Source organism: Rickettsia endosymbiont of Nabis limbatus (assembly GCF_965196655.1).
In the GTDB taxonomy this organism is placed as follows: Bacteria; Pseudomonadota; Alphaproteobacteria; order Rickettsiales; family Rickettsiaceae; genus Rickettsia.
On the sequence record NZ_OZ239771.1, the window covers coordinates 963,705 to 987,016 of the forward strand.

Genomic DNA, 23,312 nt, shown 5'->3' on the forward strand with positions numbered 1-23,312 from the left:
GTGTAATCCCGTGGCTTATCCACGGGATGCCTTGTTGCGTAGATCATTCTTCCCCTGTCATCCCGTGATTTATTCACGGGATCCAGTTAAAAATACTAATAAAATTAGTATTTTTTACTATTTTCTGGATATCGTGGACAAGCCACGGTATGACTACCTTGGGGCGTTTTTCGATCCACGCGGGCAATGCCTCCACGGGATGACACATATCCTTCCAACAAAAAACTTTAAGGAAAAATATCCAATGTCCTACGTACCTATAGTAATTGAACAAACCTCTAGGGGTGAGCGTGCTTATGATATATATTCAAGGTTATTAAAAGAACGGATAATCTTTGTATGTGGTCCTATTGAAGATCATATGGCAAATTTAATTACGGCTCAATTATTGTTTCTTGAGGCAGAAAATCCTGAGAAAGACATATATATGTATATAAATTCTCCTGGAGGAGTCGTAACAGCTGGTCTTGCAATTTATGACACAATGCAATATATCAAGCCTAAAGTAGCTACACTTTGTATCGGTCAAGCTTGTTCTATGGGGTCATTTTTACTTTGTGGTGGTGAAAAAGGAATGAGATACAGCCTGCCGCATAGCCGTATTATGATTCACCAACCATCCGGAGGCTATAGAGGACAGGCAACAGATATAGAAATTCATGCTCAAGAAACTCTGAAAATCAAAAAGATCCTTAATAGCTTATATAGTAAACATACCGGACAAGATGTAAAGCATGTTGAGAAAAGTATGGAGCGTGATAAATTCATGTCACCTGAAGAAGCAAAAAAATTCGGCATAATCGATAAAATAATTACACATAGAGATATTAAGTTGTTAAAGGATAAGGAACAAGGTCAGTAGCAAATCGTCATTGCGAGGAGAAAATGAAAGTTTCGACGAAGCAATCTTAGGATGTTTGATGAGATTGCTGTGTCAATGCTTTGCATCCACGAATTTGTTGCGTAGATCGGTTTTCCAATTGTCATCCTCTGATTTATTCACGGACCTGCATATTATTTTTTCTGGATTGCCACGTTCATTTCATTCGCTCGCAATGACAGTATCTTAATACAACACATAAAAAACTTATAGATTTAGTATCATTATTAGAGTATAAACAATTATCTTTTTATTGGGGTCATAGCTCAGTTGGTAGAGCGTTTGAATGGCATTCAAAAGGTCGGGGGTTCAATTCCCCCTGGCTCCACCAATTATTTTCAGGTATTTCAGGCCGAGTAGAAATCATAGCTCTTACCATCCTTTAATTAATAAAGTTTCATTGCTATGATAGCCCTCACACAACCGTGCTTGTGGTTTTCCCACACACGGCTCTTCAATATAGCTATTCTGCTTTGAAGTAGTACCATATAAAGAAAACTTTATTTTTGGCATTGGTAGCGGATTCCACTGCAAATAGTTATTAAACCATTTATAGCTTACTTTTCTACTACCTCTTCGGTTTATCCACTTATGTACCATTTGTACAGTTCTATAGTAAAACTTAGAGATCGATTGAAAATTACCGCTAATACCATAATAATTATAATGTCCTGTTAGTTTTGATTTTAGTGTTGGCCACCATTCTTTCAAAGCTATTTGAGATCTTATTGACTTTAACCATTCTTGAGTTTCTTTTAGTTTTCTTGCAAAACTACTCTTCATTGTCTTATGACCCATTACAAAGTATCCTTGCCTACTTTTTCCACAATAGTGAGTAAAACCAAGAAAGTTAAATGTCTCCACTTTCTCTTTCCTTTTACTTGCTAGTTGCCAAGGGCGTCTACCAAACTTAACCTTCCTTGTTTTCTCTTCTGATATGCTTAATCCAAAAGCTTTTATCCTATCTTGTAGTAAGTTTAAAAATTCTTCTGCATCTTTAGCACTTTCACTACACACCACAAAATCATCACAGTATCTTATTAACTCTACATAGCCTTTAGCTTTTGACTTAAAGACTTTCTCAAACCATAGATCTAAGACATAATGTAAGTAAATATTTGCAAGTATTGGACTTGCTACTGAGCCTTGCGGTGTACCTTGATCACTGCTACTAACAACACCATCCTTAGTTGCTCCAGCTTTTAAAAGCCTTCTTATTAGCCACATAAAATTCTTGTCTAATATTCTTTCTTCTAAACACCTTTGCAACCAATAATGATTTATGTTATCGAAAAATTTTCTAATATCAACTTCTACAACATAGTTGATTGGCTTTTTCATCACTACTTCATTTAAGGCTTTTATTACTGAATGACAGCTTAAGTTAGGACGAAATCCATAAGAGCATTTTAGAAAATCTTGTTCATATATTGCTTCTAACAATTTCTTCACTGCTAATTGCACTATTTTATCTTCAACTGTTGAAATACCAAGCCCTCGCTTTTCTCTGCTGTTAATTTTAGGTATATATACCATTCTAACTGCACTAGCTCTGTAGCTTCTATCTTTTAGTCTCTGCACAAGGTTTTCTACATTCTCCTCTAGATTCTTGCCATATTCTTCAACCGTTACTTCATCTATGCCACAAGCTCTGTTCTTTTTCAGCTCTTTGTAACATTTAATAAGATTCTCCTTATTTACATGATGCACAAGTGCTGTAAATTTTAGCTTCTTATCTTCCTTAGCTTTAGCAGATATAAGTTTAAGTTTACTTTCCATTCTACTCTCTAACCTCCGTGTATTAGTGAATTAAGCGTACTTATACTAACGCTATATTGCTGACCCCTTCCCCATGTACATGGCTTTCCCATGCTCAGAGTACTATGAGTCAGTCCGACTTCCATTGTATCATCCTTTAATTCTTGCTCTTAACAGCTTGTTTTAAAGTACTAACTTGCGTAAGAATACAATGGATCTCCTAGGTTCAGGTAAATTCCATCTTGTAGCGTGTCATGGCCTGCGACTCCGGTAGAGCGATAGTTGCTTGCCTTACCGCAACTACACATCCTGTTTTCCATGAAATGAAGCATGTCAACCTCTACGATATCGTATATTTCGGAGCTTATATCCTTCACTTGCGTTACAACCCACTACATCCCTCCTCTCAGCTTCACATAATTCGTTACCTCCATATATGTGAAATTTGGTTCTACGCTGTTGGCTAAACTTTACGTAGGTTGGATTTTCACCAACTGTAATTTACCCGCTTTGCCTAGCACCACCATTTTTACACCTTTATAAAAATTTTATATGTTCCAAAATACTTAATTTTAATATTGAGACAGTATAAAAAAATAATCAGCTCATAAGCTATTCTTTTCCATACTTACTTAAAACATAATCAAGCAATGCCAAGCTATCGGCTTCGTTATTATCAACCGGCTTAAATCCTTTCTTTTAACAGCTTCTATTACGTCATATTTAGTAGCGTTACCTTTACCAGCGATATGTTTCTTGATAGTACCAACTTACTATTAACTAAAAGCCAATAGTCCATTTTAATTTCATTTATCTTCAACTGATGCTGGAGGGCATTTCAAGCATCAACATTGCGGCAAAAAATCAACCGCCGCCAATGAGTTACTGCGATGGGTAAAAACTAAAGGTGGTGTTACGCTGCAAGGCTTGGTGAAACGCCGTAATGTAGAGCGATTATTGTTTTTAAGTGAAACAGCATAGTACCCTACAATTTTTGTAATGGGGCGTTGAGAGTGTGAAAAAGCTCTTTTTTTGGAGGTAGTAATAAGGTATCTATGAGTTGAGTTATAGCTATTATAGATTGATAGAAGGCATTTTTAATATAATCAAAGCCATAATGTCATTGTCAAATAAAAAGGGACCAGTAAATTGCACGAAAAAGGGACCACTATATGTAAAAATTTTTATGTCAAATGACCTCCAAATTTATAGTTATTAATACGATAACTTTTACCTGTGATGTTTAGTATATGTGCATGATGTACTACTCGATCAATAATTGCATGAGTTAATAACTCATCAGCAAATATTTCATTCCATCTTTCAAAATCCTTGTTTGTGGTAATAATGGTAGATTTATTTTCATATCGTTTAGCAATAATATTAAAAAAATCATCTACTGAATGTTTTGGTAATTGCTTAAAACCTAACTCATCAAGAATTAATAAGTCAAATGATAAGAGTAATTTAACTTTTTTGTGATAGCTATTATCTGCTCTTGCAATATGTAAATTATAAAGCATATCCGATACCGTAGTAAAATATACAGAGTATTCTCGTGTTAAAGCTTTTAATGCTAATCCAATAGCAAGATGAGTTTTGCCAGTTCCAGAATTACCTATGAATATGACATTGCCCTTAGTATTAATATAATCACAAGTAGATAAATCACTTATTACTTTGGCATCAATACTTGGTTGGAACTGAAAATCAAAGTCTTCTAAATTTTTAGTGACTGGTAATTTAGCAGCACTTTTACGACGACGGTAATTATTATCCTTACGGTGAGATTTTTCATCTTCACATAATAGTGAGAGAAATTCTTTAAATCCTAGTTTATTATTTTGAGCATAAATAATCCTTTCATTTAAGCTATTGACTATACCTGATAATCTAAAACTACGTAGGTCATTAAGCAAGTTCTGCATTCTGACCTCCAAACTCTGGCAATGGTAAGTTTACTGCATTACTATTTAAGATATTTTTAATTTTAGAGTAAGAACTTATACCGTAATGTAATGCTCTATGACAAGCTTTATCTATTAACTCATCATTGTAAACCTTACGTAAAGAAATAATACCTCTAGCACAACGTTGCCAATCATTTACTCGTGTTTGTTGTAATAACTCTAATAATAAACTGCAATTATTTCCTATCTGCTGCATTTGTTGTTGATAATGTTCACTATATTCTATAAAACCTGGGCATAGACGTTTATATTTGGCATAATGAGACGGATTAGTGGTAAATATTCCTTTGCCATCTGTTCTAACGTGCCTTGCTATTAAATCATTTTGGATAGAAAATATTTGAACAAGTTTTGGTGATAATTGTACCAGTACCTCACTGTATATATATTTTGCCGGTACGGAATAATAATTATTATCTATGGTGATATGACAATCTTTTGCTACTTTTCGATTATGCCACGATGACAAATCAAACGTTTCTAATGGTAAAGGCATTAAATTATTACTTTCTTCTTGCTCAAATAGTTCCTGAGGAATTTTTTTAGTAGTACCATGTATTCGGTTATTTGCTTTATTTAACCAGTTAGCAAGATCATGTGTTAATTCTTCATATCTATGAAATTTACGTCCAGCAAAAAAATTATTTTTGACATACTTTATTCCTGATTCTACTTTGCCTTTTTCTTGAGGTTGATATACACGACAAGGAGAAAGTAAAATTCCATAATGATCAGCTAAACGTTTGTATTCCTTCTGATATACGGGCTCATAGAAATTGCTATCTACCACTCCAGCTTTAAGATTATCAAGTTTTATTACTTTTGGACTGCCAGCAAAATAATTAAATGCATTGATATGACATTGTATCCATGTTTGACAACTTTGATCAAACACTACTTCATAATAATCAAGGCGACTATAACTTAAACGCATATTAAATACATATGCTTTAACTCTACGCCCCTTAGAATTATACTGGGACTGTTGCGAGATGAGAGGGTAGCAGGTATAATAAAAAAATAAAAAATATGTTTATATGTCAGAGTATCAAATGCTAATGGTAAGTTTAGATGAGTTAGTAAATGCGGATCATCAATATCGTAAATTCAAAAGTTTATTCAAATTCAAAGCAGTTGAAGCTGAGTTATTAGCATTAGAATGCGAAGCTAATTATAAAGGATATGGTATAGAGAGGCTGTTTAAATGTTTGCTGCTACAATTTATGGAAGACTTATCTGATCGGGAATTAGAACGTTATTTAGCTGATAGCACAGCGGCGAAATGGTTTTGTAATTTTGCTCTTACAGAAAAGACACCTGATTATAGTGTATTTAGTAAAATACGTAAAAAAATAGGTACTAATTTACTATCAAAAATATTTACAAAATTCCGCGATCAACTACGAGTACAAGGCTATATGGGTGAAGTATTTACCTTTGTAGATGCTTCTCATTTAATCTCAAAAGCTAATCTCTGGGAGGAACGTGATAAACTAAGAGCACAAAAATATGATAATTTGTAGATGCTTCTCATTTAATCTCAAAAGCTAATCTCTGGGAGGAACGTGATAAACTAAGAGCACAAAAATATGATAAATTGAATAATGAGACTTTGCCTAAGGTTGCAAAGGATAAACAAGCCAAAATTGGCTGTAAGGGAGGGAATAAATTTTGGTATGGTTATAAAAAACATGTGAGTGTTGATATTCAATCAGGCATGATCAATAAGGTTGCAGTTACCCCTGCAAATGTTACCGATAGCAAAGGTTTTAAGCATGTTATGCCAAGTTCTGGTGCTACATATGTTGATAAAGGTTATTGTACAATCTCTACCAAGAATGCAGCAGCTAAAAAGGGAGTCCATCTTTGTGCAATAAAGAAAAATAATATGAAAGATAAGAATTTTGACCTTGATAAATATTATACGAAAATCAGAGCACCTTTCGAGATGGTATTTTCAAAAGATAATAAGCGGGTTAGATATATAGGAATTGCCAAAAATCAATTCTCCGAATTTATGAATGCCATATGTTTTAATTTAAAACGATTAGTGGTTTTAACAACTTTAATGGCTTAAAGAAATTTATTAATAAAAATTCTAACTCTGTAAACAAATCTCTATTAAATTACTACACTATTGAATAACATTTATCTCTATATTAAACAGAATTTCTTTTTTAAAATATTTATTACCTCCTTTCCTCTTATTTTACTATCAAAAATTATCTTTCAACGACCCCATACTGTAAGCCTATGTCACCAAAATCTACTTGTGCTTCCTCTCCTGCTAAAGTATGAAAACGAATGCAACTGTTATTTTGTATCTTATATTTTTTGATATAACGGGTTAGCGAACCATAACTTTTTGTATAACCTTGAATTTTTAACTCTTCAAAAATTCTTATGTAACTTAGATTCTTTTCTAATAACTCAATTATTTGTTCGTGCCAAGAATCCAGTGCTGAAGATCGTTCATAGGGTGCAGGAGATTCTGTACCAGACTCTACATAACGGTTTACTATTTTTCTTACTGTTTTACGGTCTATTCTCGTTAGTTTGGCAATATTTCTTTGACTATTGCCTTGCTTATAAAGGGTGATAATTGTTGTGTACATATTTATTCTTATCATTGTATCACTAGATATTTATTTTAATTAATTATCTAGTGAATATTGCACATTATAACCTTATTAGGTTACACCAAATTCTCTGGTCCCTTTTTCGTGCAATTTACTGGTCCCTTTTACTTTAGCAATGACAATAATAAGTAAATAATGAAAATAGTTGTTTTTCAATGGTTTTATAGCTTTTTATACGAATTGGATTTAGTGCATTTTGTATTAATCCATTCTTGATTATTAAGGCTGAATTGATAGCAGCTACCACTAATAATTTCTCAAATCTGTCCAAATTTACTAAATGACTTTTTTCAATATCAAAACCACCACTTTTAAGATGCTTAAACAACCGTTCGATTGACCATCGATATCTATATAAAGCGAAAATATCAACTTCAATCTCAATGGATGATACCAACACCATTAGTTCACTTTTATCGTTTTTATATGCAGCAAAATTAACTTTTTTATCCCACAATACACCGCTACAAACCTTACAAAACTTACGCTATGAGTGGAAGAGTGATAAATTATTGTAAGAATAATTAAACATGTCAAAGAGGAACAGATTGCAAGCAATACCAATTAATAGAACAGATTACTGTCAATTTTTAACAATTAGCCAAAAGAATTATAGTTTAACCTACTACGCTGAACATGCCAAGAAATGTAGCCATGATGTTATTAATAGATTTTTAGAAAATGAAAAATATACTCCTTCTTTGTTATGGGAACACATTAAGAATGATGTTATCTTTTCATCTAACGGATATACAATATTTGATGATACGGTGTTAAACAAAAGGAACACAAAGAAAATAGAGGTTGCTAGATCGCAGTATAGTGGAGCTACAGGTGGAGTTACTACCGGTATAGGAGTAGTGAGTCTTGTATATTATAACCCCGATATTGATAAGTTTTGGGTAATAGATTATCGCATTTTTTCACCTGATCATGATGGAGCGACGAAACTAGATCACCTACTAAAGATGTTCAATAATGCTGTTTATAGTAAAAAGATTCCTTTTCAAACTGTACTTTTTGACACATGGTATGCTACACACAAAATTATGCAACATGTTGACTCCTTGGGCAAATATTATTATGCCCCTATTAAAGCCAATAGAAATGTTAGTAAAACGTGTGATTACGAGCCTTATAAAGCTGTTAGCAAGTTGACGTTTTCAGATGAAGAAATTAAGAATGGAATGGAGATTCATATAAAAGGATTTGCCAAAAATAAGCATGTTAATTTGTTTAAATTTACTGTTTCTACCAACAGAGTTGATTATGTTGTTACCAATAACAAAACTCAAAAATCTTCTAAAGCTGCACAAGATGAGTTTGGCTTGCGATGGGTAATTGAGAGCATGCATAGAAAAATTAAGCAACTGACTGGTATAGAACGTTACCAATGCAGAAAACAGCGTATCCAACGTAATCACATTAGTTGTGCATTTCTAGTTTGGGCTTTTCTCAAAAGAACTGCAAATAAAATAGGTAAAACGGTCTACCAAATAAAGTTAGGGCTTTTAGATGACTATATGCAACAACAGCTTCGTTCTCCATCTTTACGATATTTAGAACCAAACATAGCGTAAGTTTTGATTATATTCTAAAGCTTTAAGATCATTAAATATTTTTACAATGCTTAGAGTTTTTAAACTTTTTTCAAGGCGAATTTTGTTATCTCTTTTTAAGGAAATAGCAAATTTTATGTGATTATTTATCAGAAAATTTAACCATTCTTTATTCATAAATTCCCGATCAGCAAGCAAATACTTTATTTTTTCAACACCCAAATTTTTAATCTCTTAGGGTTTAATCTCTTAGGGTTTAATTCCCCGAAGGTCTGCTTCGTGATATACTAGATGCATGGAAGAAAGCAGTTATATACATAAAAGTGATAATGTCACAGTACTAATATATCATTTAGTAACACCGGCAAAGTATAGAAGAGTAATATTCAATGAGGAACTAGACGATTATTTATGTAAAATTTGTGAGGACATAGAAGCTCGTTATGAAATTAGATTTTTGGAAATAGGAGTAGATAAAGAACATGTACATTTTTTACTACAGTCAATACCAATGTATAGCCCAACAAAAATAACTCAAATCATAAAAAGTATTACATCTAAGGAAATGTTTAAGAAATATCCAAATCTTAAAGAAAAATTATGGGGAAGTGAGTTTTGGAGTAAAGGATATTTTATGAGCACAGTATGTAAACATGGTGATGAGCGGAAATTACGTAATTATATAAAAAATCAAGGTTCAGGCAAACCTTCTTATAAAGCATTTCAACAAAAACAGTTAAAACTTTTTGGATAGATACCTCGTAGCTCTGCTGCGAGGAGTATCATTGCGGTGGCTGTATAACGCATTTTAGTAGCAAATAAACGTGATAATATAGGCATATAGCTAGTAAAAAACAGGGCAATAAATAATTGATAGATTATAAAAAATATCTGTAGTGACCAAAAAGTACCCTTATTAAGTAAAGTCGGTGATAAAAATAGAAATATGGTAAAAAATAATAAAGTTAACAATAAAATTTTAGATTTTGAAATATAATCTGATAACCAACCGGTGATAATTATAAAGACAAAAGAAGCAATCATGCTAATTTGTAATAGTTGAGATTTTATCTTACATTTAGTAAAATAAATTAATTATTAAATGGAGATAAGAAATGAACTTAAATCAAAAAATAATAAAGCCAAAATTAGGATTACTAGAACTCGCTAAGAGTCTTGGTAGCATATCATCAGCATGTAAAGCGATGTGATATAGTAGAGATAGTTATTACAGATTTAAAGAACTGTATGAAACTGGTGGTGAAGAAGCGTTGTATGAGATTAGCCGGAAGAAGCCAATAATAGCGAACAAAACTTACGCTATGTTTGGTTCTAAATATCGTAAAGATGGAGAACGAAGCTGTTGTTGCATATAGTCATCTAAAAGCCCTAACTTTATTTGGTAGACCGTTTTACCTATTTTATTTGCAGTTCTTTTGAGAAAAGCCCAAACTAGAAATGCACAACTAATGTGATTACGTTGGATACGCTGTTTTCTGCATTGGCAACGTTCTATACCAGTCAGTTGCTTAATTTTTCTATGCATGCTCTCAATTACCCATCGCAAGCCAAACTCATCTTGTGCAGCTTTAGAAGATTTTTGAGTTTTGTTATTGGTAACAACATAATCAACTCTGTTGGTAGAAACAGTAAATTTAAACAAATTAACATGCTTATTTTTGGCAAATCCTTTTATATGAATCTCCATTCCATTCTTAATTTCTTCATCTGAAAACGTCAACTTGCTAACAGCTTTATAAGGCTCGTAATCACACGTTTTACTAACATTTCTATTGGCTTTAATAGGGGCATAATAATATTTGCCCAAGGAGTCAACATGTTGCATAATTTTGTGTGTAGCATACCATGTGTCAAAAAGTACAGTTTGAAAAGGAATCTTTTTACTATAAACAGCATTATTGAACATCTTTAGTAGGTGATCTAGTTTCGTCGCTCCATCATGATCAGGTGAAAAAATGCGATAATCTATTACCCAAAACTTATCAATATCGGGGTTATAATATACAAGACTCACTACTCCTATACCGGTAGTAACTCCACCTGTAGCTCCACTATACTGCGATCTAGCAACCTCTATTTTCTTTGTGTTCCTTTTGTTTAACACCGTATCATCAAATATTGTATATCCGTTAGATGAAAAGATAACATCATTCTTAATGTGTTCCCATAACAAAGAAGGAGTATATTTTTCATTTTCTAAAAATCTATTAATAACATCATGGCTACATTTCTTGGCATGTTCAGCGTAGTAGGTTAAACTATAATTCTTTTGGCTAATTGTTAAAAATTGACAGTAATCTGTTCTATTAATTGGTATTGCTTGCAATCTGTTCCTCTTTGACATGTTTAATTATTCTTACAATAATTTATCACTCTTCCACTCATAGCGTAAGTTTTGCGAATAGAGTTGATCCAGCGATAGAGAAGGCAGTAATGGATATGGCAATAGAATATCCAGCATATGGACAGATTCGAGTATCAAATGAGCTTAAGAAGAGCGGTATACTTGTATCACCTGGAGGAGTGAGATCAATTTGGTTACGTAATGATTTAAACAATATCAATAAAAGGCTTAAAGCATTAGAAGCAAGGATGGCTCAGGATGGTATTGTACTTACTGAATCTCAGTTACAAGTACTAGAGAAACGACGTAGCGAAAAAGAAGCCCATGGCGAGATTGAGACACAGCATTCAGGTTATCTAGGATGCCAAGATACATATTATGTAACGCGAGTTTCGAATTAATATAGCATAGGATTTAGCATATCAAGAGAGATGTAATAGAAGGTTTATTATCAGACATTTGATAATTTATCAGTGCTGCAACCATATGCACAAAGGCATTTGTAACTGATCTATGCCTTGAATGCTCAAACTTCCCCAATAGTTTAATTTTACTAAACACAGATTCTATTAATGCTCTTTTAAGCAATAATATTTTATCCAACATAGACATAAGTTTATTTTTCATATTTTTCTTTACCCTAGTTACCATAAAAATTCCTTGCTCTAAAAGTTGTTGAAATAATTGTTGTGAAATATAACCACGATCTCCGAATACTTTACCAAAAAGATTTTTGATCATCAGTTCCAGCTGTTTTCTATCATCCTTATTGCCAGGGCTAAAAGATGCTTTAACTATACCACCGGCTCTATTAATTATTAGATGTAGTTTAAGTCCATAGAACCAACCTTTTGTTGTCTTACTGCGTGCTGCTATGCCGGCGAACACTTTATTCATTGAAATACGGTATCTCTTACATACCTCTATACTACTTGAATCTACAAAAGAAAGGCCATCACACTGATCCAAAATAGAATTGAATATCAGTACTAATAGTGGTAAATGTGGACCTATTATTTTTATAAATTGACTATAGCTTACTAATTGAAAATCTCTTTGATGATAAATCCATATTTGCTTCAGATAATAATTCTTAAAACAATCATAAGATGACTGCCAGTAGCCTATTATAATTGTTATTACCTCACTTCTGTTAAGTCGACTTTTAGGACCAGATTTGTTGTTATGGTTAGTAATTGAATTTGTATGCTTGTCTAATTCTTGAAAAAAATCATCGACGTAACAAAATATTTCTGTAAAATCCATTATCATAGGTTATTGCTCTTAAAGTTTTTTCAATAACCTATAAACTTTTTTCTTATACTATAAATACCATATTTTAATTAGCAATTTGTATTTTGTACTCACTTTATAACAAAAACAGTATTATCAATATCCCCGTAACCCACTGTTTATCAGCTATACAGCGACTTTTTGAATACGAAACTCGCGTTATGTAGGAAATTTTAAGGGTATAGGTAAGGTTTATTCTCAGGTATTTATTGATAGCTATAGCAGAGTAGCTGATGCTAAACTATATACTGATAAAACAGCTTTAACTGCTGCTGATATGCTTAATGACCGCGTGTTACCATGGTATGAAACTCAAGGCATACCAATACTTCGTATTCTGACAGATTGTGGGTCAGAATATAAGGGAAATATAGAGCATCATGCTTTTGAATTATTTCTAAGTATCGAAGGTATAGAACATACTATTACTAAAGCATATTCTCCTCAAACAAATGGTATGTGTGAACGTTTTAATAAAACTATGAAACAAGAATTCTTTGATACAGCTATGCGGAAAAAGATCTACACTGATCTTGATGATTTACAATTAGATCTTGATATTTGGTTAGAGCATTTCAATAATGAGCGACCACATTCAGGAAAATATTGTTATGGTAAAACGCCTATGCAAACTTTTAAGGATAGTAAGAAATTAGCTATTGAAAAGAACAATGAAATCTTATATCTTGAATACTCATCTGACAGTCATAATTTATCAGATATTCAGATATAATTTTTATAGTGCCTGTAAGATCAAATCTTGACTTCTACAGCTAATTGTCATACTACTGTAAATATCAGCTAACTCATAATTAAAATATTTATTGATATAAAAAGGAAAATATAAATTTATAATAACCAAACTAGCATGGAAAAATACTAATCCCAAACCTATGGCTATTGCGGATAAATTTTGTGATAATAATAATTTCAATGGTACTAATAAATTAATATCAGTTTTTTCCTTATTTTTTTCTTGTAAAAATTCAGGAGTTTCGCTTATATTTTTACGAATAAAATAAGAAATTATGGCTAATATTCCTCCTAATATAAAAGGTATTCGCCAAGCCCATTCAATAATTTCTTGATAAGTATAGAGTTTATTTAACATAGCTACCATAGCTGTAGCCATTAATGCTCCTATACTGATACTTGATAACATGACGCTACATAATCTGCCTAATTTGGTTGCTGGAGTATATTCGCTAATAATAGTGGTAGCACCTGGTAGCTCAGCCCCTAATGATATACCTTGACATAAACGACATATTAATAATCCGATAGGGGCTATAATTCCTATTTGATTATAAGTAGGTAATAAACCGATTCCCATTGTAGAAAATCCCATTGACAACATAACTAAAATAAACGTTTTTTCCGTCCATAAGTGTCAGCTATCATTCCTATAATAGTTCCTCCAAACGGTCTAATTAAATAACCTATGGAAAAAACTATAAAGGCTTGAATCATACTGCTCAAACTATCATCTACAGAAAAGAAAATATCCGATAAATATTTAGCCATCATTCCATATATAACAAAATCATAATATTCAAGCCCTGACCCCAATGAAGTAAATAAAGCTACTTTTAAAGGAGTATTACTATTATAAGATTTTTCTGAAATATTATTATTTATAATTAACATGCTTATTACTCGATTCTAATCCCTAATCTTTTAAATATTGAAATACTAAATTTAACTCTATTTTCTTCCTCTTTTTCTAATATCGGTAATAATTTTGATTCATATGGATCATTAGCATCTAATAATTTAGAAGAACATTCAAAATGCACACCCGAAAGAATAGCTATTCCTTTATTGCATTTAATTTCCACAATTGCCGGTAAATAATTATTATCTTTCTCAATATGATAATATGCTAATACATTTACATCTTTATAAGAGTCAGCATTATAAAAATACCCTCCTCCATTATAATAAAAACTTATATTAGTAAAGTCATTTTCATCAGATATATTTAATTTGAGTAGTGCAGACTTAGCCCCGCTATTTGTTTTATAATCGTATTTAGCAAGAATAGGACCAACAGATTTATCAGGAAAAAATGCTAACTCCCTTTCACCTAGAACCTCTGATTCACCATTTTTATCAAACTCAACAAAATTAGAACCATAATATGCTCCTGCACAAAATCCTAAATAACTTCCGCCACTTTTTACATATTCTTTAATAATTTTATTTCCCTCACCATTAAGTTTTTTAGTATAAGGTATATCTGCACCACCGGGCATTACTAATAAAACAGCATTTTTAATCCATTCTTTAGCTAAAATATCTTGGGCATTTATAAAATTAATTTTATATGCAGTAGCAATTTTTGTTAAGGTATCAAGAACATACTTTACGGAATTTTCACCTGCCCCCTCATCATTATATATGTATATAGTATTTGGCGTAGATTCTATATTATTTAAAACCTCTTGTTCTTGCTGCCTGGTAGCTTCTGGTTTTAACATAACTCATCATATTTTGTGTAAAATTCTGTATAATAACTCAATTTGAATAAAACTTATACTTATATATTTATGTCTCAATAAAAATTTCTTTTTACGTTAAAAATGATACTCCTCGCAGCAGAGCTACGAGGTATCTATCCAAAAAGTTTTAACTGTTTTTGTTGAAATGCTTTATAAGAAGGTTTGCCTGAACCTTGATTTTTTACATAATTACGTAATTTCCGCTCATCACCATGTTTACATACTGTGCTCATAAAATATCCTTTACTCCAAAACTCACTTCCCCATAATTTTTCTTTAAGATTTGGATATTTCTTAAACATTTCCTTAGATGTAATACTTTTTATGATTTGAGTTATTTTTGTTGGGCTATACATTAGTATTGACTGTAGTAAAAAATGTACATGTTCTTTATCTACTCCTATTTCCAAAAATCTAATTTCATAACGAGCTTCTATGTCCTCACAAATTTTACATAAATAATCGTCTAGTTCCTCATTGAATATTACTCTTCTATACTTTGCCGGTGTTACTAAATGATATATTAGTACTGTGACATTATCACTTTTATGTATATAACTGCTTTCTTCCATGCATCTAGTATATCACGAAGCAGACCTTCGGGGAATTAAACCCTAAGAGATTAAAAATGCCTTCTATCAATCTATAATAGCTATAACTCAACTCATAGATACCTTATTACTACCTCCAAAAAAAGAGCTTGTTCACACTCTCAACGCCCCATTACAAAAATTGTAGGGTACTATGCTATTAAAGCTTTCTACTATTTCCCTTTATCCCTTATTAACCCTTATATTTCTCAAAGGCACCGTCATATATGGACGCCTGGTTAAAAACAAGTACTAAAAATAAAAAACAGTTAATGATAAATGAAGCAGTCATATATTCGGCATCAAAGTGCCATAATGGTTTCTGCATTCTGCCTAAGATCCTAGAGAGATTCACTCAAGTTAGCGGTATCTAGGTACCATGACGTTAGCTCGGATTTCATCCAGAATGATTATGTATTATCTCTTTAACCCGCCGTTTTATTATTCTACTTTGTTTTTATTTCTTTACCCCTATCTAGTTTAAAAATTATATAGTTTATAATTTATCCTAAATCTTAAGTACTATTATACCAATTGGTAATTTCTGTTCTTTACCAGACAGGCATAAGCGATTCTAGCCAATTTATTAGCTGTAGCTACTGCAATTACATTGAACGATTTCCCTTTTTCTTTTAATCTTTCAATAAATTCTGATAACGCTCCTGATGTCTGATTAGTTTTATAGCTTCTCATCAATAAAGACCTACCAGCCTGTATTAGCATTGTTCTTGCATATCTATCACCTTGCTTGGTTATTCTTCCTAGAATAATCTTACCTCCAGTGCTATTTTGTTTCGGGACAATTCCAAGTGAAGCAGCAAAATCCTTAGCAGAATCGTATGCTTCAACCGGTTTGATGCTTAAAATACTTGCGTTAATTGTACCAATTCCTGGAATAGTTTCTAAAATTTTTGCCTTCTTGGAACTCCGATTCTTTGCTGCTAATTCTTTATCTAAGCTTTGTTCACGAATCATCAATTGTTCAATTTCTTTACAATCCAGCAACATTTGTTCAGCAATAGTGTTGTTAATAAATCCTTCTTCTAGGGCAAAATTTACAAAATTTTGACAAGATTTTGCAAATGTAGATTTTCCGCATGTTACCAAATAGCCAAATTCAAATAATGAAGTCATCAGAGAGTTGCTGTACTGAATCCTTTGTTGTATTATATTTTGTCTTGCTTTATGCAGGTAAGATATTTCTTGCTCTTCTATTGTTTTAGCTTTGACGTGTATTAAATCGGGATCACATGATGCTTTGCAAATTGCAATTGAATCATTAATGTCATTTTTTTGTCGAGTTTTTGCATATGCTTTCACATCTTTAGGTTTAAGCAAGATGGCTTTATGTCCTATTGATTCAAGCCTTTGAGCCATATAATGAGCTCCACCACAAGCTTCAAATACAAAGGTTTCTGACTCTGGAAACATTGTTGATAAATTTTCAAAAAAGCTTCTTCGATCCATTGCTTTTTTTAATACAACTTTATTGTCTAAATTTATTGCTGCAAAATGCAACTTTCTTTTTGCTAAATCAATTCCTATTACTTTATAATTACTCATGGTATGGACTCCTTTATAAAATTATTAAAAATTACAAACCTATCTTAGGTTTTGGTTCTTTGATATCTTAATATCACTTAAAACCGTTGATAAGTTCTTTCTTATCATTGGCGTCCATACCATCAAGTTAAGAGAGATGTAAATTAAGTATTGAGCAAATGCATGGAATAATTTATAGAATAGCAGTAACCATTTATCTCTAAATTTCACCATTATGCGTATTACTCAAGCTCCGAAGAGACATCGTTTTCCAGCAAGCATCATTAGCCATGCAGTATGGTTATATCATCGTTCTAATAGTAGCTACCGAGATGTTCAAGAACAGATGGCATATCGAGGTATTATTTTGAGTCATGAGACAGTAAGATTTTGGTACAACAAATTTGCAGTTTATTTTCAAGATGTTATCAGAAGGAGAGAGCGGAAGCCAACTGATAAATGGCATTTAGATAAAATGAACATTAAGATTAAAGGTGAAGTATTCATACTATGGAGGGCTGTTGACTCTGAGGGACATGAATTAGAAGTATTGCTACAGAAGCGACGCAACAAGAAATCAGCTATTCGCTTTTTATTAAGATTATTGGGCAATTACCCAGCTCCAAGAGTAATTGTTACTGATAAGCTCAAGAGTTACATTAAACCGATTAAGCTTATGTGTCCTAGGACTAAACATCGAACTAATAAGAGATTAAATAATCGCGTTGAGAATGCACATCAACCAACTAGGCGAAAAGAGAAGATATTGATTAAATTTAAGTATCCTAATGCAGCACAATGTACATTATCACTGATGGGAAAAGTTAGAAATATATTTGCCGTAAATGTTGGAAGATATACTAAAACAGCACCTGACCAAAGAATTGCATTTGCATCCGCTAAATCCATTTGGGATGAAGCTACTCAAAGACTTCTTGCTGCCTGAAATCTAAAAATATTACTCTTTTTGACACTATGTTACTTAACTTGACGATGCCTAATGCCATCTGAAATTATGAACCTAGAAGATCTTACCTGCTATGTAAAACTTGTGGGTAATTTCCCTATTAACGCGAGTTTCGTATTCAAAAAGTCGCTGTATAGCTGATAAACAGTGGGTTACGGGGATATTGATAATACTGTTTTTGTTATAAAGTGAGTACAAAATACAAATTGCTAATTAAAATATGGTATTTATAGTATAAGAAAAAAGTTTATAGGTTATTGAAAAAACTTTAAGAGCAATAACCTATGATAATGGATTTTACAGAAATATTTTGTTACGTCGATGATTTTTTTCAAGAATTAGACAAGCATACAAATTCAATTACTAACCATAACAACAAATCTGGTCCTAAAAGTCGACTTAACAGAAGTGAGGTAATAACAATTATAATAGGCTACTGGCAGTCATCTTATGATTGTTTTAAGAATTATTATCTGAAGCAAATATGGATTTATCATCAAAGAGATTTTCAATTAGTAAGCTATAGTCAATTTATAAAAATAATAGGTCCACATTTACCACTATTAGTACTGATATTCAATTCTATTTTGGATCAGTGTGATGGCCTTTCTTTTGTAGATTCAAGTAGTATAGAGGTATGTAAGAGATACCGTATTTCAATGAATAAAGTGTTCGCCGGCATAGCAGCACGCAGTAAGACAACAAAAGGTTGGTTCTATGGACTTAAACTACATCTAATAATTAATAGAGCCGGTGGTATAGTTAAAGCATCTTTTAGCCCTGGCAATAAGGATGATAGAAAACAGCTGGAACTGATGATCAAAAATCTTTTTGGTAAAGTATTCGGAGATCGTGGTTATATTTCACAACAATTATTTCAACAACTTTTAGAGCAAGGAATTTTTATGGTAACTAGGGTAAAGAAAAATATGAAAAATAAACTTATGTCTATGTTGGATAAAATATTATTGCTTAAAAGAGCATTAATAGAATCTGTGTTTAGTAAAATTAAACTATTGGGGAAGTTTGAGCATTCAAGGCATAGATCAGTTACAAATGCCTTTGTGCATATGGTTGCAGCACTGATAAATTATCAAATGTCTGATAATAAACCTTCTATTACATCTCTCTTGATATGCTAAATCCTATGCTATATTAATTCGAAACTCGCGTCTATTACTAAATTACAAATGAATTTACAGAGTTGATTTAAATCTAAAAACATAAAAGCCATTTTAATGGTATTTTTAAAAGATTTTAATTGTTTGATAGGGAAGATACCTTATAAAGAAAAATCCTATTATAATAACCCTTTAAATTACTAATTTAGTATTATGAGTTTTAGAGGTAAGCCGTGTATAAAAAACTTTTTTGTTATTTCAGAATTTTTTATAAATGATTTTTTAAACAGCAGAGTAAATTTTACAAGAAATATATTTACTCTAAAGAACTAATAAAAGCTTCATCAAGACCGGTTACACTAGAGATTAAAGCAATATTGTAACCTTGGGATAATAGTTTTTTTGCTATTTCTGTTTTTACTCTGATATTTTCTTCAGCTTTTCCTTCAGCTTTTCCAATTTGGATACCTTGAGCTTTACCAACTTGTAAACCTTCAAGAATACCTATTTCTTTCCCTTCTTGTTGCCAATGCTCTACTAAACTTCTCATAAGCCTTGTCCCTATTTCTGGATTTAACTTTGTTGATAATAAATTCTCTAGTTTTATTTTATCAGCTTGCTCTATCTTCGTCAATGTATAATATAATATCATTTCTAGATAATCATAGCCTATCGTTATTTTGGTTAATTCCGGTAATATATCTGATATTTCTTGCCATCTCTTTAATAATTCCCGCTCATGTATATGCTTGAGAAAAAATTCTAATATCCCTGACCATATCCTTTGTTTAAACTCTTCATCTGGTATTTCATGGACATTCACTAACTTGTAATCATTAATCCATAATTCTTTTGCTAATTTGTTATTAGCGAACAAATCCCATAAATTCCTTGAAACATTATATTTTTTCTGACTATTGTAAAATATCATCGGGTATATTAATGGTAAAGTCTTAGATTTAGGATTTTGTATTAAATATCGCTCACAAATATTAATCATATATTTAAATAGCCTAAAAGCCATGAAATGATCTGCTTTTGATTGATGTTCTACAAGCAAAAATAAATATCCGTCTTGTTTATCAAATTTGCATGAGAATAAAACATCAGAGATAGAATCTTTTAAAGAGCTTTCTACAAATGTGGTGTTTTCCATTGCTAAACTAAGAAAATCTATTAAACTTTTAATATTTGGGGGCAAATGTGCATTAAAGAATTCATGGGCAACTAGAGGATTCTCCAGTGCCTTACGAAATATCTTATCATGCTTAGCTTTCTTCTTATCCTAATCTGGATCACCCAGCAGGTTTCCTTGTTCACTCATATTGTTGACATTTTTTAACTTGATAAAATATTATTATACTACACTCTAAACTCTTATTCCTTGACTAAGCTTGTGCTCAGACACTTGCTTTACCGCACTTCTTATTTCTTTAGCTATTTCTGAGCTTGGACTTATATACTGCATTACTTGTTTATCCCTTCCTATAGCATTTAAATAATCTTCAGCAACGAGATGGCTTTTGCCTTGAAAATCATATATTACTATATCAGAAAATTTTTTATCACCAAGATTATAATTAGGATCAAATTTATTCTGCATAATTTGTAAATCCCTCGTGATCTTCTGCTTTATTGCTGCTATGCAAATCTTGTTACTATAAGCAGTACAAGAATCCATACCTTTTTCTCTGTAGAGTTGCATAGCAGTATTGATATTTTCTGCTGTGCCAAACTTGGCTAAAGCTGTTATTTGCTGTTGTTGTAAATTATTTAGTTCATTATTATCGTTATTTGCCAATTTTGAGAATAATAATTCTATAGACTTAATTTACATCTCTCTTAACTTGATGGTATGGACGCCAATGATAAGAAAGAACTTATCAACGGTTTTAAGTGATATTAAGATATCAAAGAACCAAAACCTAAGATAGGTTTGTAATTTTTAATAATTTTATAAAGGAGTCCATACCATGAGTAATTATAAAGTAATAGGAATTGATTTAGCAAAAAGAAAGTTGCATTTTGCAGCAATAAATTTAGACAATAAAGTTGTATTAAAAAAAGCAATGGATCGAAGAAGCTTTTTTGAAAATTTATCAACAATGTTTCCAGAGTCAGAAACCTTTGTATTTGAAGCTTGTGGTGGAGCTCATTATATGGCTCAAAGGCTTGAATCAATAGGACATAAAGCCATCTTGCTTAAACCTAAAGATGTGAAAGCATATGCAAAAACTCGACAAAAAAATGACATTAATGATTCAATTGCAATTTGCAAAGCATCATGTGATCCCGATTTAATACACGTCAAAGCTAAAACAATAGAAGAGCAAGAAATATCTTACCTGCATAAAGCAAGACAAAATATAATACAACAAAGGATTCAGTACAGCAACTCTCTGATGACTTCATTATTTGAATTTGGCTATTTGGTAACATGCGGAAAATCTACATTTGCAAAATCTTGTCAAAATTTTGTAAATTTTGCCCTAGAAGAAGGATTTATTAACAACACTATTGCTGAACAAATGTTGCTGGATTGTAAAGAAATTGAACAATTGATGATTCGTGAACAAAGCTTAGATAAAGAATTAGCAGCAAAGAATCGGAGTTCCAAGAAGGCAAAAATTTTAGAAACTATTCCAGGAATTGGTACAATTAACGCAAGTATTTTAAGCATCAAACCGGTTGAAGCATACGATTCTGCTAAGGATTTTGCTGCTTCACTTGGAATTGTCCCGAAACAAAATAGCACTGGAGGTAAGATTATTCTAGGAAGAATAACCAAGCAAGGTGATAGATATGCAAGAACAATGCTAATACAGGCTGGTAGGTCTTTATTGATGAGAAGCTATAAAACTAATCAGACATCAGGAGCGTTATCAGAATTTATTGAAAGATTAAAAGAAAAAGGGAAATCGTTCAATGTAATTGCAGTAGCTACAGCTAATAAATTGGCTAGAATCGCTTATGCCTGTCTGGTAAAGAACAGAAATTACCAATTGGTATAATAGTACTTAAGATTTAGGATAAATTATAAACTATATAATTTTTAAACTAGATAGGGGTAAAGAAATAAAAACAAAGTAGAATAATAAAACGGCGGGTTAAAGAGATAATACATAATCATTCTGGATGAAATCCGAGCTAACGTCATGGTACCTAGATACCGCTAACTTGAGTGAATCTCTCTAGGATCTTAGGCAGAATGCAGAAACCATTATGGCACTTTGATGCCGAATATATGACTGCTTCATTTATCATTAACTGTTTTTTATTTTTAGTACTTGTTTTTAACCAGGCGTCCATATATGACGGTGCCTGTACAAACAATAGGAGCTAAAACCCATAAAAAAGGACAGAAAACAATTTTAGAAACTTTACAGGTCTTCTTAGCTCTTGCTACTTATCTCAAAACACCAAAAGTTGCAAGACAATTACACACACATTGTATGAAGAACTCGGCCGCAAGCGACCGAGTTTCAAAACAGGTTAAACTGCTTTGTTTCTTTTTCAATTTTATCCATTGCGTTTATTTGATTTCGTACATATTCACGAATTACCTCATCATTAACGTTACCTACAGTTTCTACAAAAAAACTTTGCGTCCAAAGTTTACCACCCCAAAAATATTTACGCTTTATTTTTGGATAAAGCTTGAAAAAATTTCTTGCAGATATGCTTTTTATTATTTGCATAATATACGACGGAGAAACTTTTGGCTCAGATTTTACTACCATATGAATATGATCAGTAGGTATCTCTAACTCCACTATTTCTATATTATAATCGTAACCAATCTTCTTTATTATTAACCTTAAGCTTTCTCTATAAGGTTCAATAAACACTTTATGACGATATTTTGGTATCCACACAAAGTGATACATTATTCTAAAAACATGATGACTATTACGCCTCAATTCCATTCTACTAAATTATAATATGCCAACGCTTATATTATAACGCTATCCATCTAGGGAGCAAGCTCCCTAGATTTTCGCTATGCGGTTAAATATAACTACAAATTACAAAAGATTAAATTTATATAATAACACAGTCCCATTCTCTCCTCTTACTCCACAATAACGGTAAATTGTTATTACGCAATAAATATCTTTAATACTCTT

25 protein-coding genes, 1 tRNA gene and 6 pseudogenes are annotated in these 23,312 nt (G+C 31.9%); 14 read left to right on the forward strand and 18 right to left on the reverse strand.

Translation table 11 applies throughout. The features are described 5' to 3' along the window. Positions 1-244 precede the first annotated feature (244 nt). Positions 245-862 carry an ATP-dependent Clp endopeptidase proteolytic subunit ClpP gene (gene clpP, locus ACOAL3_RS05515; RefSeq protein WP_419235613.1) on the forward strand — a complete coding sequence of 206 codons (618 nt, stop codon included), beginning with the start codon at positions 245-247 and terminating at the stop codon, positions 860-862. 273 nt (positions 863-1,135) lie between these two features. Beyond that, positions 1,136-1,211, forward strand: a tRNA-Ala gene (locus tag ACOAL3_RS05520). 41 nt (positions 1,212-1,252) lie between these two features. On the opposite strand, the gene ltrA is transcribed toward ACOAL3_RS05520, so the two are convergent. Then, the gene (ltrA, locus tag ACOAL3_RS05525; RefSeq protein ID WP_419234521.1) at positions 1,253-2,659 is read right to left on the reverse strand and encodes a group II intron reverse transcriptase/maturase; all 1,407 of its coding nucleotides are present in this window, start codon (positions 2,657-2,659) and stop codon (positions 1,253-1,255) included. Between the two features lie 591 nt (positions 2,660-3,250). Then, positions 3,251-3,408 (reverse strand): annotated as a pseudogene (locus ACOAL3_RS05530) (Holliday junction resolvase); the annotation flags it as partial. A 115-nt stretch (positions 3,409-3,523) separates the two neighbouring features. Between ACOAL3_RS05530 and ACOAL3_RS05535 the strand changes: the two are divergent. After that, complete coding sequence (locus ACOAL3_RS05535; protein WP_419235614.1) at positions 3,524-3,619, forward strand: hypothetical protein; 96 nt, start codon at positions 3,524-3,526, stop codon at positions 3,617-3,619. A 203-nt stretch (positions 3,620-3,822) separates the two neighbouring features. Here ACOAL3_RS05535 and istB read toward each other — a convergent pair whose 3' ends face one another. Both istB and istA read right to left on the reverse strand, forming a co-directional pair. Continuing rightward, positions 3,823-4,566 carry an IS21-like element helper ATPase IstB gene (gene istB, locus ACOAL3_RS05540; protein ID WP_419234522.1) on the reverse strand — a complete coding sequence of 248 codons (744 nt, stop codon included), beginning with the start codon at positions 4,564-4,566 and terminating at the stop codon, positions 3,823-3,825. Next, entirely contained in the window at positions 4,550-5,542 is a 993-nt protein-coding gene (gene istA / locus ACOAL3_RS05545; RefSeq protein WP_419234523.1) for an IS21 family transposase, read from the reverse strand. The genes istB and istA overlap by 17 nt, the downstream gene beginning before the upstream one ends. A 103-nt stretch (positions 5,543-5,645) precedes the next feature. Between istA and ACOAL3_RS05550 the strand changes: the two genes are divergently transcribed. Both ACOAL3_RS05550 and ACOAL3_RS05555 read left to right on the forward strand, forming a co-directional pair. Then, positions 5,646-6,131 carry a transposase gene (locus ACOAL3_RS05550; protein ID WP_419234524.1) on the forward strand — a complete coding sequence of 162 codons (486 nt, stop codon included), beginning with the start codon at positions 5,646-5,648 and terminating at the stop codon, positions 6,129-6,131. 74 nt (positions 6,132-6,205) lie between these two features. Then, on the forward strand, positions 6,206-6,685 hold the full coding sequence (locus ACOAL3_RS05555) for a transposase (RefSeq protein WP_419234525.1): 480 nt from the start codon (positions 6,206-6,208) through the stop codon (positions 6,683-6,685). 145 nt (positions 6,686-6,830) lie between these two features. On the opposite strand, the gene ACOAL3_RS05560 is transcribed toward ACOAL3_RS05555, so the two are convergent. Continuing rightward, a complete protein-coding gene (locus ACOAL3_RS05560) occupies positions 6,831-7,223 on the reverse strand; it encodes a helix-turn-helix domain-containing protein (protein ID WP_419234526.1) in 393 nt (130 codons plus the stop codon). A 133-nt stretch (positions 7,224-7,356) separates the two neighbouring features. Continuing rightward, positions 7,357-7,704, reverse strand: a complete 348-nt coding sequence (locus tag ACOAL3_RS05565; protein WP_419234527.1) for a transposase — start codon at positions 7,702-7,704, stop codon at positions 7,357-7,359. A 91-nt stretch (positions 7,705-7,795) separates the two neighbouring features. Here ACOAL3_RS05565 and ACOAL3_RS05570 point away from each other — a divergent pair, with 91 nt between their 5' ends. After that, on the forward strand, positions 7,796-8,827 hold the full coding sequence (locus ACOAL3_RS05570; RefSeq protein WP_473198142.1) for an IS701 family transposase: 1,032 nt from the start codon (positions 7,796-7,798) through the stop codon (positions 8,825-8,827). Here the strand turns inward: ACOAL3_RS05570 and ACOAL3_RS05575 are convergent. Continuing rightward, positions 8,807-9,028, reverse strand: coding sequence for a hypothetical protein (locus ACOAL3_RS05575; RefSeq protein WP_419234529.1), 222 nt, complete (start codon positions 9,026-9,028; stop codon positions 8,807-8,809). The genes ACOAL3_RS05570 and ACOAL3_RS05575 overlap by 21 nt on opposite strands. A gap of 73 nt (positions 9,029-9,101) precedes the next feature. Here ACOAL3_RS05575 and tnpA (ACOAL3_RS05580) point away from each other — a divergent pair, with 73 nt between their 5' ends. Continuing rightward, the gene (gene tnpA, locus ACOAL3_RS05580) at positions 9,102-9,560 is read left to right on the forward strand and encodes an IS200/IS605 family transposase (RefSeq protein WP_419234530.1); all 459 of its coding nucleotides are present in this window, start codon (positions 9,102-9,104) and stop codon (positions 9,558-9,560) included. 361 nt (positions 9,561-9,921) lie between these two features. Further along, a pseudogene (locus tag ACOAL3_RS05585) lies at positions 9,922-10,119 on the forward strand (helix-turn-helix domain-containing protein); the annotation flags it as partial. 2 nt (positions 10,120-10,121) lie between these two features. Here ACOAL3_RS05585 and ACOAL3_RS05590 read toward each other — a convergent pair. Continuing rightward, the gene (locus ACOAL3_RS05590; protein ID WP_473198140.1) at positions 10,122-11,153 is read right to left on the reverse strand and encodes an IS701 family transposase; all 1,032 of its coding nucleotides are present in this window, start codon (positions 11,151-11,153) and stop codon (positions 10,122-10,124) included. 68 nt (positions 11,154-11,221) lie between these two features. Here ACOAL3_RS05590 and ACOAL3_RS05595 point away from each other — a divergent pair. Continuing rightward, positions 11,222-11,554: pseudogene (locus ACOAL3_RS05595) on the forward strand (IS481 family transposase); the annotation flags it as partial. A 31-nt stretch (positions 11,555-11,585) separates the two neighbouring features. Here ACOAL3_RS05595 and ACOAL3_RS05600 read toward each other — a convergent pair. Further along, a complete protein-coding gene (locus tag ACOAL3_RS05600) occupies positions 11,586-12,443 on the reverse strand; it encodes an IS982 family transposase (protein WP_419234519.1) in 858 nt (285 codons plus the stop codon). Positions 12,444-12,612: 169 nt separating this feature from the next. Between ACOAL3_RS05600 and ACOAL3_RS05605 the strand changes: the two are divergent. Further along, positions 12,613-13,197 (forward strand): annotated as a pseudogene (locus tag ACOAL3_RS05605) (integrase core domain-containing protein); the annotation flags it as partial. A gap of 3 nt (positions 13,198-13,200) precedes the next feature. Here ACOAL3_RS05605 and ACOAL3_RS05610 read toward each other — a convergent pair. The 6 genes from ACOAL3_RS05610 to ACOAL3_RS05635 all read right to left on the reverse strand — a co-directional run bounded on the left by ACOAL3_RS05610 (position 13,201) and on the right by ACOAL3_RS05635 (position 17,118). After that, entirely contained in the window at positions 13,201-13,797 is a 597-nt protein-coding gene (locus ACOAL3_RS05610) for an MFS transporter (RefSeq protein ID WP_419234531.1), read from the reverse strand. A gap of 26 nt (positions 13,798-13,823) precedes the next feature. Further along, positions 13,824-14,111, reverse strand: coding sequence for an MFS transporter (locus ACOAL3_RS05615; protein ID WP_419234532.1), 288 nt, complete (start codon positions 14,109-14,111; stop codon positions 13,824-13,826). Positions 14,112-14,116: 5 nt separating this feature from the next. Next, positions 14,117-14,944, reverse strand: a complete 828-nt coding sequence (locus ACOAL3_RS05620; RefSeq protein WP_419234533.1) for a BPL-N domain-containing protein — start codon at positions 14,942-14,944, stop codon at positions 14,117-14,119. Between the two features lie 134 nt (positions 14,945-15,078). Next, a complete protein-coding gene (tnpA, locus tag ACOAL3_RS05625) occupies positions 15,079-15,537 on the reverse strand; it encodes an IS200/IS605 family transposase (RefSeq protein ID WP_419234534.1) in 459 nt (152 codons plus the stop codon). Positions 15,538-15,748: 211 nt separating this feature from the next. After that, entirely contained in the window at positions 15,749-15,883 is a 135-nt protein-coding gene (locus ACOAL3_RS05630) for a hypothetical protein (RefSeq protein ID WP_419234535.1), read from the reverse strand. A 197-nt stretch (positions 15,884-16,080) separates the two neighbouring features. After that, complete coding sequence (locus tag ACOAL3_RS05635; RefSeq protein WP_419234517.1) at positions 16,081-17,118, reverse strand: IS110 family RNA-guided transposase; 1,038 nt, start codon at positions 17,116-17,118, stop codon at positions 16,081-16,083. A 214-nt stretch (positions 17,119-17,332) separates the two neighbouring features. On the opposite strand from ACOAL3_RS05635, the gene ACOAL3_RS05640 reads away from it, so the two are divergent. After that, positions 17,333-18,043, forward strand: a complete 711-nt coding sequence (locus ACOAL3_RS05640; protein ID WP_419234536.1) for an IS6 family transposase — start codon at positions 17,333-17,335, stop codon at positions 18,041-18,043. A 305-nt stretch (positions 18,044-18,348) separates the two neighbouring features. Beyond that, complete coding sequence (locus ACOAL3_RS05645) at positions 18,349-19,206, forward strand: IS982 family transposase (protein WP_419234519.1); 858 nt, start codon at positions 18,349-18,351, stop codon at positions 19,204-19,206. Positions 19,207-19,501: 295 nt separating this feature from the next. Here the strand turns inward: ACOAL3_RS05645 and ACOAL3_RS05650 are convergent. Both ACOAL3_RS05650 and ACOAL3_RS05655 read right to left on the reverse strand, forming a co-directional pair. Beyond that, positions 19,502-20,509 (reverse strand): annotated as a pseudogene (locus tag ACOAL3_RS05650) (Rpn family recombination-promoting nuclease/putative transposase). Positions 20,510-20,554: 45 nt separating this feature from the next. Continuing rightward, positions 20,555-21,013 (reverse strand): annotated as a pseudogene (locus tag ACOAL3_RS05655) (AAA family ATPase); the annotation flags it as partial. Positions 21,014-21,158: 145 nt separating this feature from the next. Here ACOAL3_RS05655 and ACOAL3_RS05660 point away from each other — a divergent pair. Together ACOAL3_RS05660 and ACOAL3_RS05665 are read left to right on the forward strand one after the other, a co-directional pair. Continuing rightward, a complete protein-coding gene (locus ACOAL3_RS05660; protein WP_419234517.1) occupies positions 21,159-22,196 on the forward strand; it encodes an IS110 family RNA-guided transposase in 1,038 nt (345 codons plus the stop codon). 197 nt (positions 22,197-22,393) lie between these two features. Then, positions 22,394-22,528 carry a hypothetical protein gene (locus ACOAL3_RS05665; protein ID WP_419234537.1) on the forward strand — a complete coding sequence of 45 codons (135 nt, stop codon included), beginning with the start codon at positions 22,394-22,396 and terminating at the stop codon, positions 22,526-22,528. 139 nt (positions 22,529-22,667) lie between these two features. Here the strand turns inward: ACOAL3_RS05665 and tnpA (ACOAL3_RS05670) are convergent, their stop codons facing one another. Then, positions 22,668-23,072, reverse strand: coding sequence for an IS200/IS605 family transposase (tnpA, locus tag ACOAL3_RS05670; RefSeq protein WP_419234538.1), 405 nt, complete (start codon positions 23,070-23,072; stop codon positions 22,668-22,670). Positions 23,073-23,312: the final 240 nt, after the last annotated feature.

Coding starts and splice junctions, on each gene's coding strand:
- clpP (WP_419235613.1), top strand. CDS start 245: ATGTCCTACGTACCTATAGTAATTGAACAAACCTCTAGGGGTGAGCGT.
- ltrA (WP_419234521.1), bottom strand. CDS start 2,659: ATGGAAAGTAAACTTAAACTTATATCTGCTAAAGCTAAGGAAGATAAG.
- istB (WP_419234522.1), bottom strand. CDS start 4,566: ATGCAGAACTTGCTTAATGACCTACGTAGTTTTAGATTATCAGGTATA.
- istA (WP_419234523.1), bottom strand. CDS start 5,542: ATGCGTTTAAGTTATAGTCGCCTTGATTATTATGAAGTAGTGTTTGAT.
- ACOAL3_RS05550 (WP_419234524.1), top strand. CDS start 5,646: ATGTCAGAGTATCAAATGCTAATGGTAAGTTTAGATGAGTTAGTAAAT.
- ACOAL3_RS05560 (WP_419234526.1), bottom strand. CDS start 7,223: ATGTACACAACAATTATCACCCTTTATAAGCAAGGCAATAGTCAAAGA.
- tnpA (WP_419234530.1), top strand. CDS start 9,102: ATGGAAGAAAGCAGTTATATACATAAAAGTGATAATGTCACAGTACTA.
- ACOAL3_RS05600 (WP_419234519.1), bottom strand. CDS start 12,443: ATGATAATGGATTTTACAGAAATATTTTGTTACGTCGATGATTTTTTT.
- ACOAL3_RS05610 (WP_419234531.1), bottom strand. CDS start 13,797: ATGGGAATCGGTTTATTACCTACTTATAATCAAATAGGAATTATAGCC.
- ACOAL3_RS05615 (WP_419234532.1), bottom strand. CDS start 14,111: ATGTTAATTATAAATAATAATATTTCAGAAAAATCTTATAATAGTAAT.
- ACOAL3_RS05620 (WP_419234533.1), bottom strand. CDS start 14,944: ATGTTAAAACCAGAAGCTACCAGGCAGCAAGAACAAGAGGTTTTAAAT.
- tnpA (WP_419234534.1), bottom strand. CDS start 15,537: ATGGAAGAAAGCAGTTATATACATAAAAGTGATAATGTCACAGTACTA.
- ACOAL3_RS05630 (WP_419234535.1), bottom strand. CDS start 15,883: ATGCAGAAACCATTATGGCACTTTGATGCCGAATATATGACTGCTTCA.
- ACOAL3_RS05635 (WP_419234517.1), bottom strand. CDS start 17,118: ATGAGTAATTATAAAGTAATAGGAATTGATTTAGCAAAAAGAAAGTTG.
- ACOAL3_RS05640 (WP_419234536.1), top strand. CDS start 17,333: ATGCGTATTACTCAAGCTCCGAAGAGACATCGTTTTCCAGCAAGCATC.
- ACOAL3_RS05645 (WP_419234519.1), top strand. CDS start 18,349: ATGATAATGGATTTTACAGAAATATTTTGTTACGTCGATGATTTTTTT.
- ACOAL3_RS05660 (WP_419234517.1), top strand. CDS start 21,159: ATGAGTAATTATAAAGTAATAGGAATTGATTTAGCAAAAAGAAAGTTG.
- ACOAL3_RS05665 (WP_419234537.1), top strand. CDS start 22,394: ATGCAGAAACCATTATGGCACTTTGATGCCGAATATATGACTGCTTCA.
- tnpA (WP_419234538.1), bottom strand. CDS start 23,072: ATGTATCACTTTGTGTGGATACCAAAATATCGTCATAAAGTGTTTATT.